At 61.5% G+C, this 13,478-nt stretch carries 16 protein-coding genes; 6 read left to right on the top strand and 10 right to left on the bottom strand.

Translation table 11 applies throughout. From position 1 onward, the window contains the following. Window positions 1-7 precede the first annotated feature (7 nt). From soxX to LC094_RS13040, 3 genes are all read right to left on the bottom strand, one after another. Window positions 8-484, bottom strand: a complete 477-nt coding sequence (soxX, locus tag LC094_RS13050; RefSeq protein ID WP_167602153.1) for a sulfur oxidation c-type cytochrome SoxX — start codon at window positions 482-484, stop codon at window positions 8-10. Between the two features lie 150 nt (window positions 485-634). Next, on the bottom strand, window positions 635-1,231 hold the full coding sequence (locus LC094_RS13045; RefSeq protein ID WP_226553227.1) for a thioredoxin family protein: 597 nt from the start codon (window positions 1,229-1,231) through the stop codon (window positions 635-637). A gap of 2 nt (window positions 1,232-1,233) precedes the next feature. Beyond that, complete coding sequence (locus LC094_RS13040; RefSeq protein WP_226553226.1) at window positions 1,234-1,989, bottom strand: cytochrome c biogenesis CcdA family protein; 756 nt, start codon at window positions 1,987-1,989, stop codon at window positions 1,234-1,236. 168 nt (window positions 1,990-2,157) lie between these two features. On the opposite strand from LC094_RS13040, the gene LC094_RS13035 reads away from it, so the two are divergent. From LC094_RS13035 to LC094_RS13020, 4 genes are all read left to right on the top strand, one after another. Further along, entirely contained in the window at window positions 2,158-2,571 is a 414-nt protein-coding gene (locus tag LC094_RS13035) for a thioredoxin domain-containing protein (protein ID WP_226553225.1), read from the top strand. A 32-nt stretch (window positions 2,572-2,603) separates the two neighbouring features. Then, window positions 2,604-3,116 carry a GlcG/HbpS family heme-binding protein gene (locus LC094_RS13030; RefSeq protein ID WP_226553224.1) on the top strand — a complete coding sequence of 171 codons (513 nt, stop codon included), beginning with the start codon at window positions 2,604-2,606 and terminating at the stop codon, window positions 3,114-3,116. Between the two features lie 73 nt (window positions 3,117-3,189). Beyond that, window positions 3,190-3,516: an ArsR/SmtB family transcription factor gene (locus LC094_RS13025; protein ID WP_226553308.1), complete on the top strand. Its 327-nt coding sequence runs from the start codon at window positions 3,190-3,192 to the stop codon at window positions 3,514-3,516. 40 nt (window positions 3,517-3,556) lie between these two features. Further along, window positions 3,557-4,612, top strand: coding sequence for a YeeE/YedE family protein (locus LC094_RS13020; RefSeq protein ID WP_226553223.1), 1,056 nt, complete (start codon window positions 3,557-3,559; stop codon window positions 4,610-4,612). A 47-nt stretch (window positions 4,613-4,659) separates the two neighbouring features. On the opposite strand, the gene LC094_RS13015 is transcribed toward LC094_RS13020, so the two are convergent. Beyond that, a complete protein-coding gene (locus LC094_RS13015) occupies window positions 4,660-5,895 on the bottom strand; it encodes a glycerate kinase type-2 family protein (RefSeq protein ID WP_226553222.1) in 1,236 nt (411 codons plus the stop codon). Window positions 5,896-6,013: 118 nt separating this feature from the next. On the opposite strand from LC094_RS13015, the gene selD reads away from it, so the two are divergent. Beyond that, the gene (gene selD, locus LC094_RS13010; RefSeq protein ID WP_226553221.1) at window positions 6,014-8,194 is read left to right on the top strand and encodes a selenide, water dikinase SelD; all 2,181 of its coding nucleotides are present in this window, start codon (window positions 6,014-6,016) and stop codon (window positions 8,192-8,194) included. Between the two features lie 2 nt (window positions 8,195-8,196). Here the strand turns inward: selD and mnmH are convergent, their stop codons facing one another. From mnmH to LC094_RS12985, 5 genes are all read right to left on the bottom strand, one after another. Next, the gene (mnmH, locus tag LC094_RS13005) at window positions 8,197-9,246 is read right to left on the bottom strand and encodes a tRNA 2-selenouridine(34) synthase MnmH (protein WP_226553220.1); all 1,050 of its coding nucleotides are present in this window, start codon (window positions 9,244-9,246) and stop codon (window positions 8,197-8,199) included. A 45-nt stretch (window positions 9,247-9,291) separates the two neighbouring features. Next, the gene (locus LC094_RS13000) at window positions 9,292-9,594 is read right to left on the bottom strand and encodes a hypothetical protein (RefSeq protein ID WP_226553219.1); all 303 of its coding nucleotides are present in this window, start codon (window positions 9,592-9,594) and stop codon (window positions 9,292-9,294) included. A gap of 240 nt (window positions 9,595-9,834) precedes the next feature. Further along, the gene (locus LC094_RS12995; protein ID WP_226553218.1) at window positions 9,835-10,605 is read right to left on the bottom strand and encodes a formylglycine-generating enzyme family protein; all 771 of its coding nucleotides are present in this window, start codon (window positions 10,603-10,605) and stop codon (window positions 9,835-9,837) included. Between the two features lie 14 nt (window positions 10,606-10,619). Continuing rightward, entirely contained in the window at window positions 10,620-11,840 is a 1,221-nt protein-coding gene (gene nirK, locus LC094_RS12990) for a copper-containing nitrite reductase (protein ID WP_226553217.1), read from the bottom strand. A gap of 76 nt (window positions 11,841-11,916) precedes the next feature. Continuing rightward, window positions 11,917-12,345, bottom strand: coding sequence for a pseudoazurin (locus LC094_RS12985; RefSeq protein WP_226553216.1), 429 nt, complete (start codon window positions 12,343-12,345; stop codon window positions 11,917-11,919). A 187-nt stretch (window positions 12,346-12,532) separates the two neighbouring features. Between LC094_RS12985 and LC094_RS12980 the strand changes: the two genes are divergently transcribed. Beyond that, window positions 12,533-13,234, top strand: a complete 702-nt coding sequence (locus LC094_RS12980; protein ID WP_226553307.1) for a Crp/Fnr family transcriptional regulator — start codon at window positions 12,533-12,535, stop codon at window positions 13,232-13,234. Here the strand turns inward: LC094_RS12980 and LC094_RS12975 are convergent. After that, window positions 13,176-13,433 (bottom strand): DUF1858 domain-containing protein, encoded by a 258-nt coding sequence (locus tag LC094_RS12975; protein ID WP_226553215.1) that lies wholly within the window; start codon window positions 13,431-13,433, stop codon window positions 13,176-13,178. The two genes, LC094_RS12980 and LC094_RS12975, sit on opposite strands and share 59 nt — an antisense overlap. Window positions 13,434-13,478: the final 45 nt, after the last annotated feature.

The raw sequence follows: 13,478 nt of genomic DNA, 5'->3' as shown, positions 1-13,478 counted from the left end.
CGGGAGATCACTCGTCCGTCAGCGTCATAAGATAGGCGACCACATCCTCGACCTGCTGGGCCGAGAGGATCGGCGGCAGATCGGCCGGCGCGGCCTTGCCCGTGTAAGCATCACCCGGACGGGTGAAACCGTCGACCTTGTAAAAGGCCGGCATCACAGTGCCCTCAAAGGTCATCTTGGCGTTGACCACAAGGCCACGCAACTCGGCCGCAGACCAGCGCGAGCCCGCGCCATCGAGCCAAGGGCCGACCTCGCCGTGGAACGGCACATCGGCATAGGCGTCGGCGGCATGGCAGGACACACAGTTGCCCATGGATTTCGTGGTCAGGATCTTGCGCCCTTCTTCCGCGTTGCCCGGCGTGCCGGTCAGAGAGGCCTCAATCGCGCCGTAGTCGTCGAACTGAACGTCGCCCGGAGCCGTTTCGGCCAATGCTGCGCCGGTGCTCAGACCGAGTGCAACAAGACAGGTTGCGATGCGTTTCATGTCTCCTCCCTAAAAGACTGTGCTTACATTTCCGCATATCTGCGGTGTTTGTTTTAAAGAGCGTAGCGCGCCATTATGTCGCAGAGCAAGAGACAAATTCAAATACTTGAATTTTTCTGCACCGCAGCGTTACCTATACGCGAACATATATCACTCGCCAACCTTAAGCTTCCCCTGCTCTTGCTGCATAACCACTTGGCGCGCATGGTATTTTTGAAACGGCTCCTCGCCCTCATAGCCATGCCCCAACACCCATTGCATCATGTTGTAGGTCGTCAGCTTTCCAAAGGCGCCGGGCACTGTGGCCACTGCTGCGTCCTTGGCGGAGACATCTTCGGCCACCTCTTCGGGGAAATAGAGATTCGTCGGCGTGAACAGCGCGCCCCATTTCTGCACCATGTCTTTTTCCGGCAGGCTCTCGCCATCGAAATCCGTCACCTCGACATCGCCGAACATGTTGATCTGGATGACAAAGAAATTGTCTTCGATCATCTTTGTGATCTCCGGATCCGGATAGACCTCTTCGTGCATCTTGGTGCAATAGATACAGCCGCGCTGCTCGACCATCACGAGCAAGCGCTTCCCTTCTGCATTGGCCTCGGCCAAATCCTCGCGCAGGTCCTTGAAGGTGTCGCGCTGCCAGGCGGTTTTATGTAGCCCGTCATCGCCCATTTCCACCGCCAGCGCGGGAAAGGCAAAGGCAGCGAGACCCAGAGACAAAAGCGTACGTCGTGCGAGTTTAAACATTTTTACAGGCTCCCGTTTGATCCGATGTTCGCGAAAGAGGGGAAGGTCTCCAACATCCACGCCGCAATCACGTTCACCGAATTGGTGACGATCAATATAGCGAAGAGGATGAGGAAAAGCCCCATCACCTTTTCGACCTTCGGCAAATGGCGGCGGAATTTGGCCGCAAATTTGAGGAAGGGTTTGATAAACACGGCGGCCACCACGAAGGGCGCGGTCATGCCGATGCCGAAGACCACCATCATGATCAGCCCGCGCATCGCGGTCGCCTCATTCGACGCCATCATCACCACGCCGACCAAGACGCCGCCGACGCAGGGCGTCCATCCGGCGGCGAAGGCGAGGCCGACGATGTAGGACGACCACACGGTCATATTGCGCGTGTCGCCCGCCTGCATCTGGAACTGGCGATTGAGAAAGCCAATGCGGATCACGCCCAGAAAATGCAGCCCCATGACAAAGACGATGGCGGCCGACGCGATGCGAAAGATGTCCTGATGGCTGCGGAACGCCTGAGACAGCGAAAACGCCGCCGCGCCCAGAAGGACAAACACTGTGATGATCCCCAAAGAGAACATCACCGACGAGATCACCGCCCGTTTGCGCGCGCCCGGCGCCAATTCGCCCTCGGCGTTGATGTCGGCCATCGAGGTGCCCGCCATATAGGACAGGTAAAACGGCACGATCGGCAAAATGCAGGGGGAGAAAAATACCACCAACCCGCCCAAAAGGGCAGAAATAAAAGTCACGTCCAGCATATGGTCCTCCCAAATCGACCCCCAGTGTGCGCATCCCTGCGCCTCCGGACGGGGCTCCTCTTCCCCGCAAGCTTTGCGCCTGTCACCCTCTGGTGATTGCCTCAAAGCTTGTGTCATTCATATATTCAAATTATGTAGATTATGTCGCACCCGTCAATCGGTAGAGATATGTTGACACGAATCCTGGTCACACTGGCCACCCTCTTTGCCCTGATTCTCCCCGCCTCCGCCTGTGAGCCTTCGATGGAACTGGTGATGGTGGAACAAGACGGCTGTGCCTATTGCGCCCGCTGGAACGCGGAGATCGCGGAGATTTACCCGAAAACGCCGGAGGGCGCCTATGCGCCCCTGCGCCGGGTGGACCTGCGCGCGCCGATGCCGGAGGACTTGTCGTTCAAAGGCCCGGTGATCTTTACGCCCACCTTCATTCTCGTGGAGGACGGGATGGAACAGGGCCGGATCGAAGGCTACGCGGGTGATGAATTGTTCTGGACCATGCTGACCATGGTGCTGCGCGATCATTCGGATTTCAAAGAGATCACGACGGGTGCCCCGGTGCAGGAGGTCCAGCCGGGCGGGTGACAGGACATAAGGGACATTCAAGGGAGGAAAAAATGAAACTGTTTAAAATCATGGCGCTAAGCGCCACTATGGGCGCCGCAGCTTTGGCAACACCCGCCGTCGCACAAGACGACGATGCCTTCGTCACCTTTCAGGTGCTGAAACCCGAAGTGGCCCAAACCGCCGCCATCGCCGCAATGGAAAGCTGCCGCGAGGCGGGCTATCAGGTCGGCGTCATGGTGGTCGACCGCTTCGGCATCCCGCAGGTCTATGTGCGCGACCGCTTCGCCGGGCTTCACGTCTTCGAGACCGCCCGTCGCAAGGCCTGGACCGCTGTGTCATTTCGCACCGACACGCTGTCCTTGGGCGAATTGACCGCGCCGGGCGAGATGATGGCAGGCATCCGGGAGCTGAGCGAACCTCTGGCCCTTGGAGGCGGTCTTGTGATTGAGGCGTCAGGCTCTATAGTAGCAGGTATCGGAGTCTCAGGCGCTCCCGGACCGGACCTCGATGCCGACTGCGCGCAGGCAGGCATCGACGCCATCATGGATCAAATCGCCTTTTAGAGACGGGAGTCATATCTTTGAGGAACATGGGGTGGACAAAGTGAATTCGCCTTTACCAATCGTCACGGAAAACATGTCCGAAGAGGACCTGGATGTGATGATGTCAAGCGCCTGCGACGCATCGCAGCTTTTGAAAGCCCTCTCGCATGAGGGGCGGCTGATGATCCTGTGTCATCTGGTGACCGGCGAGAAATCCGTCACGGAACTCGAAGACCTTCTGTCCGCGCGTCAGGCCGCGGTGAGCCAACAGCTCGCCCGGCTACGCCTTGAGGGTCTTGTGACGCCGCGCCGCGAAGGCAAGGCAATCTACTACTCTTTGACGGATGACCGCCCGAAACGCATCCTCGAAGTGATCTACGACATGTTCTGTTCGGGGAATGGTGGCCCGAAAAAAGCCTGACCCCCAAGACAGAGACGCGCCGGGCATCAGGGGAGGAGACATGCTCGACACAGTTGCACCGGGGCTGCTTGCGGCCCTGATCGGTCTGTTTGGAGGTCTGGTCCTCGGACTTGCCGCCCGTCTGGGGCGGTTTTGCTCCATGGGCGCCATCGAAGACGCGCTCTATCAAGGCTCTGATCTGCGCGCCCGGCAATGGGGCGTGGCCTTGGGCGTGGCGCTCATTGGCAGTTTCAGCCTCATGGGATTTGGCCTTTTCGATCCGACCAAAACGCCCTACCTCGCGCTGGCATGGTCGCCCATGGCCTCGATCTTCGGCGGGCTTGTGTTCGGCTACGGCATGGCGCTCGCGGGCAATTGCGGCTTTGGCGCGCTGGCGCGTCTGGGCGGTGGTGACCTGCGCAATTTCGTCATCGTTCTCGTCTTGGGCCTCACCTCATACATCACACTGAACGGCCCACTGGCCGCGCTGCGCGTCACACTCTTCCCGCCCCGTCCCGCCGAAGGCCCCCTACCCGGTCTGGCGCATGGTTTGGGCCAAAGCCTCGGCCTACCCATCGTCGCCACCGGCCTCGGCTTCGGTGTGCTCTTTCTGGCCGTGGCGCTGTCGTCCCGCGCCTTTCGCGCAGAACGCAAACTCATCCTCTGGGGCGTGGCCGTCGGCCTCGCCGTCACCTCCGGCTGGGCGGGCACGGCGTGGTTGTCCGAGGCGACATTCGAGGCCACGCAGGTCGCCTCCCACACCTTCGCGGCGCCCATCGGAGACACGCTTTTCTACCTCATGACCTCCTCTGCCACCTCGCCCGGCTTTGGCGTCGGCTCCGTCATTGGCGTGCTTGCGGGCGCAGCGATCGGCTCGCTGATCAAAGGCCATTTTCGTTGGGAAGCCTGCGAAGACCCGCGCGAATTGAAACGTCAGATCATGGGCGCCGCGCTTATGGGCGTCGGCGCCGTGGTGGCCTTTGGCTGCACGGTCGGACAGGGACTGTCGGCTTTTTCCCTCCTCGCCTATTCGGCGCCGGTGACCGTGGCCGCGATCATCGCAGGCGCCGCCTTGGGCCTGCGTCAACTGATCTACGGCTTCTCATTCGCGCGTTGAATTCGTGCGGTGAAATGTGAGTATTTTTCGCAGCAAAGGAAACAGCTTTAGGCGCGGATCAAGACCTGAAGGTCCGCCACATTCGTCCCCGTCGCGCCGATCTGGAGCAAATCTCCGGCGGCCTGAAGCCCGTGATAGCTGTCGTTGCGCCCCACCACCTCATTGGGGTCAAGCCCCACGGCGCGCATCCGGTCCAGCGTGCCGGGGTCGACCAGACCACCCGCCGCATCCGTCGGCCCATCGCGCCCGTCGGTGCCACCCGAGAGGAAGGCGAACTCCGTGAGCCCGGCCTTTTCGGCCAGCATCGCAACACGCAGCGCCAACTCCTGATTACGCCCGCCCATGCCGTCGCCCACGAGTTTCACCGTGGTTTCGCCCCCGAACAGATAGGTCCCCGCGCCGCCCGCAAGTGCGCGATCCATAATAAACTGCGCGGCCTCGGCCACATCGCCCTCCAAAGGCGTTTCATCGACCTGCGCCTCAGGCCCCGCCGTACGGGCCATGGCCGCAACGGAAATTTTGTTCGAGCCGATGAGAGCGACATCGCTGTCGGGCAATGCGCCCAGATCGGCCTGCGGGCGCGCCAGATAGGCGGAGACGGAATGCGGCAGTTTCTCCCAAAGCCCGAGGTCTTGCAGCACCTTCGCGGCCTCTTCGCGGGTGCCGATGGGTGAAACCGTCGGCCCGGAGGCAATCGCGCGCAGATCGTCAGAGACCACATCGGACAAAAGCAAAGCCGTCACTTTCGCGGGTGCGGCCGCCCGCAACAACCCGCCGCCCTTGAGGCGCGAGAGCTGTTGGCGCACGAGATTCATCGTCACGATGTCGGCCCCCGAGGCAAGCAAAAGCCGGTTGACCTCAGCCTTGTCCTCCAAGGAAACACCCACCACCGGCGCAGGCAAAAGCGCGGAGCCGCCGCCCGAAATCAACGCGATCACATCGCCCTTGGCGTGCGACAGCGCCTCTTCGACACGGAGTGCTGCGCGCGCCCCTTCGGCATCGGGCACAGGGTGACCCGCGGCGCGGACTTCGGCGCCCTCCAAGGGTTTGGCGTTTTCGTAATTGGTGACCACGATCACGGTTTCAGCAGGCACATGTTTCATCGCCGCCTCTGCCATGGTGCGCGCGGCTTTGCCGACGGCGATGATCAGCGGATCGGTGAATTGGCGCCCTTTCAAGGCCGCCTCGACCGCATGGGCCGGATCGGCAGCCTCGACGCCTTGGAGGAAAATCTGACGCGCTTGGGCACGCATCGCTTCAAACGGGGAGGATGTGCGTAACATGGTCGCAATCTTGGCATGTGCAGCATGCGGCGTCCAGCACCCTTGCCCCCCCTTGCCAACTGGCGGACTTCGGGTCAGGTTTTCGCCAATATCCTTTTGCCGCAACAGGACTGAGCCGATGCACCCCCTGCCCCTGACCCGAGAGCTTGTCCTGATCGGCGGTGGGCACAGCCATGCGCTGATCCTGAAACGCTGGGGCATGCGGCATCTGCCGGGTGTGCGGGTGACGGTGATCAACCCGGGTGCCGTAGCCGCCTATTCCGGGATGCTGCCGGGATTTGTGGCGGGGCATTATGTCCGCGAAGACTTGGAATTGGACCTCCTGCGGCTGGCACGTTTCGCGGGCGCGCGGGCGGTCTTGGGACGCGCCACGGGGATCGACCGGGAGGCGCGGCTGATCCATGTCGAAGGCCGCCCGCCGGTCCGCTATGACATCGCCTCCATCGACATCGGCATCACCTCCGCCATGCCGGATCTCACAGGCTTCACGGAGCACGGCATCCCCGCCAAGCCGCTCGAGGCCTTTGCCAGTCGCTGGGACCAGTTTCGCAAAGAGGCCTTGGCCGGAGAGATCGCGCCCGAGGTGGCCGTGATCGGCGGCGGGGTCGCGGGGGCAGAACTGGCGATGGCCATGGCGCAGAGCCTCAAGACGATCCCGAACACGCAGGTCTCTCTCATTGATCATGGCGAGATCCTCACCGAGATGCGCCCCGCCACGCGCGATGCGGTGATGGGCGCGCTGGCGGAGGCTGGTGTCAAACTGCGCCCGCAGTCGCAGGTTATCGAGGTCCGCGCCGATGAGGTGCTTTTTGCCGATGGCACCACCCTGTCGTCGCACTTCACCTTGGGCGCGGCAGGGGCGCGGCCTTATGGCTGGCTGAAAGACACCGGGTTGGACCTGACCGAAGGGTTCATCACCGTGACTGAGACGCTGCAATGCTCCGACCCGCGCATTTTTGCCGCCGGCGATTGCGCCCATCTGTCCCATGATCCACGTCCGAAAGCCGGGGTCTATGCGGTGCGCGAAGCGCCCGTGTTGTTCGACAATCTGCGTCGGAGCCTGAGCGCAGGATCAGCCGCAAGGCTGCGCACTTATCATCCGCAAAAGGACTACCTCAAACTGATCTCTCTGGGCGGTAAGGCGGCGCTCGCGGACAAATCCGGCCTGCGCCTCAAAGGTCCGCTCATGTGGCGTTGGAAAGACCACATCGACCGGGCCTTCATGCGCAAACTCAAGGACTTGCCCGCCATGCCACCGCCGCCCTTGCCGGACACCGTGGCCGAAGGGCTGCGCGAGGAGGTCGAGGGCAAAAAGCCCATGTGCGGGGGCTGCGGCGCCAAGGTCGGCGGCGATATTCTCCACCGGGTGTTGAGCGCGCATCCCGGCCCGAAGCGGCGCGATGTGCTGCATCTCGCGGGCGATGACGCGGCGCTTTTGACCCATGGCGACACCTGGCAGGTGGCCTCTGTCGATCACCTGCGCGCCTTTGTCGAAGACCCCGTGTTGATGACACGGATCACCGCCATTCACGCGCTTGGCGACATCTGGGCAATGGGCGCGGCACCCCAAGCCGCACTCGCCACCGTGACGCTCCCGAACATGAGCGAAGCCCTGCAGGAAAGCTGGCTCACGGAGATCATGGAGGCCGCCCGCGACGTCTTTGAGGCCGAAGGCGCGGAGATCATCGGCGGGCACACCGCGATGGGGGCGGAACTGGCCATAGGGTTTACGGTCACCGGGCTGTTGGATCAGCCGATCACGCTCAAGGGCGCGCGGGCCGGGGATCGAATTTTACTCACAAAACCCATCGGCGCCGGCGTGATGCTGGCGGGCGAGATGGAGATGAAGGCCAACGGACGTGATCTGGAACGGGCCTATGCCTTTATGGTGCAAAGCTCCGGCGAGGCGGCGCGGATTTTGAACACTACGCATGCGATGACCGATGTCACGGGCTTCGGATTGGCCGGGCATCTCTTGGGGATATGCCGCGCCTCTGAGGTGGGGGCCGTGATCCGCCCGAAAGATGTGCCCATTTTGCCAGGCGCTCTGGCGCTTGCCGAAACTGGCCTGCGCTCGACGATTTTCCCGGCCAACCGCGCCTATGCCGCCGAATTCGACGGACCGGAGACGCCAGAGACCGACCTGTTGTTCGACCCGCAAACGGCGGGCGGGCTTTTGGCCGCTGTCTCGCCGATGCGGGCGGAAAAATGTCTGACGGCGCTCCGTGAGGCAGGGTATGAGGCGGCCATCATTGGAGAGATCACCGAAGGCCCGCCGCATTTGACCGTCGAAACGTAATTTCAGCGCGTTTTCAACAGGCTGACGATCCGTCCTACCACATCGTCACGCGCGCCGACGCTCAGATCGCCAAGATCAAACCCTGCAATCACATCAGGCGCATGGCGGGCGCGGGCTTTCTCGTAGCGCGGGTCGTAATGCTGGCCCATCAGCGCCTCGGCCAGCGCAGCAAAAGCCCCCTCTTCGGCCATCTCGCGCCAAGTCTTGACCCGCTCATGGCCCTGAAGCGGGATCAGCTGATCCAGACGCGCCTGCATCTTTGGGACATCCTCGGTCAGATCGGCATAGGCCTCCGCCAGATAGCGCGCCCGCGCGGGCAAACCGGCCGTCACGTCAATCCGAGGCGCGGCACACATCGCCTGCCAAAGCCGCGCCGGGATCGTGACCTCGCCGATGCGCGAGCTTTCCGCCTCCACCAAAACGGGCCGCGCGGGGTCGAGACGGCTCAAAGCCTCCGCCAACTTGCTTTCGAACCCCTTCTGCGCCGGTTGATCGCCCATCGGGCCGAAAATAGATCCGCGATGCTGCGCCAGACCTTCGAGATCGAGCACCTGCCCACCCAGCGCCCGCACCCGCTGCAAAAGATCGGTCTTCGCCGTGCCGGTGTTGCCGTCGAGCAAAACGAGCCGATGCGGCAAGGGCGTGTCATGCAACATGCCGATCACCAGCCGCCGCCACGTCTTATAGCCGCCGTCCAGAACCTCCACCCGCCAGCCGATCTGCCGCAGGATGATCGCGAAGGAATTCGACCGCTGCCCGCCCCGCCAGCAATAGACCAAAGGCCGCCAGCCGCCCTCTTTCTCGGCCAGAGGCCCCTCGATATGCGTGGCGGCATTGCGCGCCACCAAAGCGGCGCCGAGCTTGCGCGCCAGAAAGGGCGATTGCTGCGTGTAGATCGTGCCGACACGCGCGCGTTCCACGTCACTCAGCACCGGCAGGTTGATCGCGCCGGGAATGTGATCCTCGGCAAATTCCGAGGGCGCGCGCACGTCAATGACCGTGTCGAAACCCGCGTTCAAAACATCCGTCACAGAAGAAAAAGCCATGCTCATAGGCCCATTTTAAAAGCCTTTTTCACGACAGATGAAACACAAAATTCATGTGACGTGCACCGCCCTAGCCCGCCGCCTCAAGTGCCGCAAATGTCCTTTCTCTTGCGGCGTTTGAGCATGTTGTCGCAGCGCACCTTCCGCCGTTTGCGGGTCGGAGGCGAAGGAATAGATCAGATCAGCCGCCGCATCTGTCGCCAGTTCGACCTTGTTGAGCAAACGGGCGTTGAACAGGCTTGCTGAGCCGCCATCACGCCCGGGCGGAAAATAGCCGAAGTGATCGAACAGAGACCGCGCATAGGACAGCGGGCGATCTTCGACTTCGGACAGATCGGCAACCGGCAGAGCCATACAATAGCGCCAAAGCCGCCTCTGACGCCCCGTCCTCCGGTCGGACAGACGAGGGCACGACGGCGTAGCCTTCGAGATGCGCAGCGTGCAGGCGCGCGGAATTTGACACTTCGGCCAAACAGCTGGGCGGTGCAAGTTCACCTCTTCGGCCCCTTCTCTATCGCAGATGGCCTGCGCCTTTTACCTTTTGTCCTGGCAAGAGCGGATCGGCATCAAAGCCCCTAAGACACGCGCCGCCTCTCACCAACGCCTCAAAAAGCGCGTTGCGACGCCCTTCTCCGACACCAGTCTGAGTCCCAGATGCGCGGGCGGGCTTCCTACGGCGCAGCCGCCGCGCGCCGGGTCGCGGACGAGGTAAGGGATGGCGGCGATATGTTCGCCCGCGGCAAAAAACGCCGGGCAGCGGTCGCGGTCGATGGGCACACCGCCGTCGCCCGCGTAACAATCCTCGGTCCATTCCCAGACCGAGCCATCGAGATCGACAATGCCTTCTGCGCTGACCGAAAAACTGCCCCGCTGCATCAGGCGCCGGGGGGCGAGGCCTTCGGTCAGATAGGCCGAGGCCCAGCTCAGCTCCGGATCGGTGAAAATCGGATCGGGTTCCTCGGGCAGGACATCCTTCGCCATGAATTCCCATTCTTCCATCGTGGGCAGGCGAAACTCGTGCCGGGCACGGCGATTGATCCAGTCGAGATACTGGCTCACATCGACAAAATTGAGGCCGGTGGCGGGAATAAGTGTCGGGTCTTCGCCTGCAGGTGCACGCAGTTCCAGATCACAGGCCCCATCGGCATGGCACGCATTCCATTCCGCCACGGTGACTTCGAATTTCTGAACGTACAGGTTGCGGTGGTCCGGCAACACCACCGGATGTTCGGCCATTTCAGGCACATAGGTCAGATCGGGGCCGCGCAGCATTCCCCACGCGCCCCCGATAATCGCGACCGTCACTACACCTGCCATGATCTTTGGAAGGGACGTCCAGATCGTATGAGATGTGGTGCCGGTCATCGGTTCAGCCTCCGTCAGGCCTCAATGCTTTTCGGGGCGACGACCTGTTCCATCAGGGCGTTGTTCCACTCCCCTTCCACCACGAAGTGAGCGGTGGCCCCGAGCAAAGCAGCTTCGATCAGGTTGTGGTTCACATAGGCGTAGACCCCCGGCTGCATGAAAGTATACATCGCAGCGCCCGCCGAGCCGCCCCGGATGAACCAGCTCTCAAGACCGGTTTGCGGCGCGTCAGAGAAGGACCCTGCCTCCCAGACATAATCGCCATGGCCGCCAATGAGGTGCGGACGGGTGTCGCGGTTCGCCTGGTTGTGGATCATCAGAACCGTGTCGCCGACTTTCGCCTTCAGCGCATTCTCACCGGTCAGCGCACCAACGGAGCCGTTGAACACCTCATGGGTCGGAACCAGCGTCCGCATAGCGTCAAGACTGTCGGCGTAATCGTCCCCGGCGGCCTCATAGGTTTTGTAGTCGCCATTGTCGTCGACCGGCAGATAGAAATCCTGTTCGCCGATATAGGCGATGCTGTCGTATTTCAGCGGATTTCCATCGCGGTCTTTCAGACCGTCCCGCGGCAAGACCATCACCGCACCGTTCATGCCATGGGTCACGTGATAGGGGATCATCGCCCCGCCCGGCGCACAGTGATAGGTGAAGCAGCCCGGTTTCGTGGCTTTCCAGCGCAGCACGGTTTCCTCGCCCGGGAAGACATGGGTCAGGCCACCGCCGCCCAGCGCGCCCGTGGAGGCGTGGAAGTCGATGTTGTGTTCCATCATCGAATCCGTCGGGTTGCGCAGAGTGAGTTCGACATAATCGCCCTCATGCACGATGATCAGCGGGCCGGGGACGGAACCGTTATAGGTCAGCGCCCAGATTTCCGCGCCCGTGTCTTCGTCCACCGTCAGAAGCATCTCTTTGGTCTCCATCGTGATCTCGACAATCTTCGGTCCACCCGTGGCGACCTGTTCGTGTTCGGGGGCAAACGGCGGGGCGACAAGCTCCTGTTTCACGCGAGTGTAGCCGGAGAGATCGACTTTCGGAGCGGCGGCCTGCGCCTGAGCCTCGGCCTGAATGAATTTCGGCGCGGCGGCGCGCGGCGCGGCCAGCGGTGCGGATTTGCGCACAGGCGTGGCGGCGGCAGCTCCGCCGACAGCGGCAGCAGCACCAGCAAGAAGCGAGCCGCGCAGCACGTTGCGACGGTTGGTTTTGACGAGACCGGGGTTGATGTAATTGGTCATGTGACCCTCCAAGAATTTTTAGAGTTTTTTTGTTGTCTTGTGCGTCGGGTCGTTATTCTTTGTTATCGTTGATATTTCAGAGATTGCCGAGCTGGGCTTCGAACCGCTCTTTGGCTTTTTTCGGCACACGGCCTTCGAGGAAGCCTTCGGGAACCGTGGTCTCGCCCACGGCGACGGTCATCACCATGCCCATGGCGTAATGCGGGTTGCATTTCACGGCATAGAGCCCTTCGACGTCGAAGGTGACATCCAGTTCTTGATTGATCTTGCCGACAAAGGAGGCCGCGCCTTCAGGCATCATTTCGTCGATGCTTTGGGCGTTGTGGCTTTTGTCCGTGGGGATGAACTTCACCGTGTCACCAGGTGCGATTTGTACAAAATCAGGCTCAAAAACCATGCGTTCATCGCCATTTTTGTTGAGCATGTGCACCTCGAACACTTCGGCGTGGGCCGCTGTTCCAAACAGCGCAGCGAGGGCCAAAGCGGAGATCAGGGGGCGAAACATTGTCTGTCCTTTCGGTTTGTCTGTTTTCGCCCTCCTTGTAGACACGGTTTCGTGACCGGAATTTGCGATGGCGCAAACTTCTGAGAAATTTTCGGACCGGCGGGACAAAAAACAATTCGAACAACAGCACTTGGATTAAAGCACAAACCTGTGCTTAGAAGGCCCAATGGAGGACACACCCAAAACAATGCCGCGCCTCGACGAGAGCTTGCTGAGCCATGTTCCGCCCTTTTCAAAGCTGGACAAACGGCAGATTCGCGAGATTCTCGATGTCGCCAGCGTGCGCCGCCTCGGCGAAGGCGTGGCCGTGTTCGAAGAGGGCGCGCCTGCGGAGCGATTCTTCATGTTGCTCGACGGGTATATCCGGGTGATGCGGATCACGCCGGCCGGCGAGCAGGTGATCGCGCTCCATATTCCCTCGGGCCAATTGTTCGGCATCGCCAAAGCCATCGGACGGGACACCTATCCGGCCACATCTGTCACCGCCTCAGAGGCGATCATCCTGAGCTGGCCGATGCGGGTCTGGGACGAATTCGCCGTGCGCTATGACGGCTTTGCCTCCGAGACCTATAAGACCGTGGGGCAGCGGATCGGTGAGATGAACAACCGGATCGTCGAAATGGCGACACAGCAGGTCGAACAACGGGTGGCGAATGCGCTGTTACGGCTGATCAACCAGACCGGGCGCAAGGTCGAGGGCGGCATCGAGATCGACTTTCCGATCACCCGTCAGGACCTGTCGGAAATGACCGCCACCACGTTGCACACCGTCTCGCGCCTGTTGAGCGCCTGGGAAAAACAGGGCCTTGTGTCCAGCAAGCGCAAGCGGATCACAGTGACCGACCCACATCGTCTGGTGCTGCTGTGCCGGGGTGTGGCGGCGAATTAATCGCGGCGCGCAATTCGCCTAAGAAACTGTCCTGATCGAGACGGTATTCCGCACAGGCATCTTCGACGGTGTGAAACGGCGTCACGAGACAGCCAACGCATAGCATCTTATGGCGCAGAAAGACGTCGATCGTCGCAGGCCAGGTGGTCATAAGATCATTCAATGTCAAATCGGGATCGGAAATACGTGTCAGGGGCATGGCATGTCCTTTCGACGATCAATCTAAATCGCTGAATATGTCTGA

Source organism: Celeribacter naphthalenivorans, assembly GCF_020524585.1.
In the GTDB taxonomy this organism is placed as follows: domain Bacteria; phylum Pseudomonadota; class Alphaproteobacteria; order Rhodobacterales; family Rhodobacteraceae; genus Celeribacter; species Celeribacter naphthalenivorans.
Note: the sequence above shows the minus strand (reverse complement) of the source record. Positions and strands in the feature narration are given on the sequence as shown.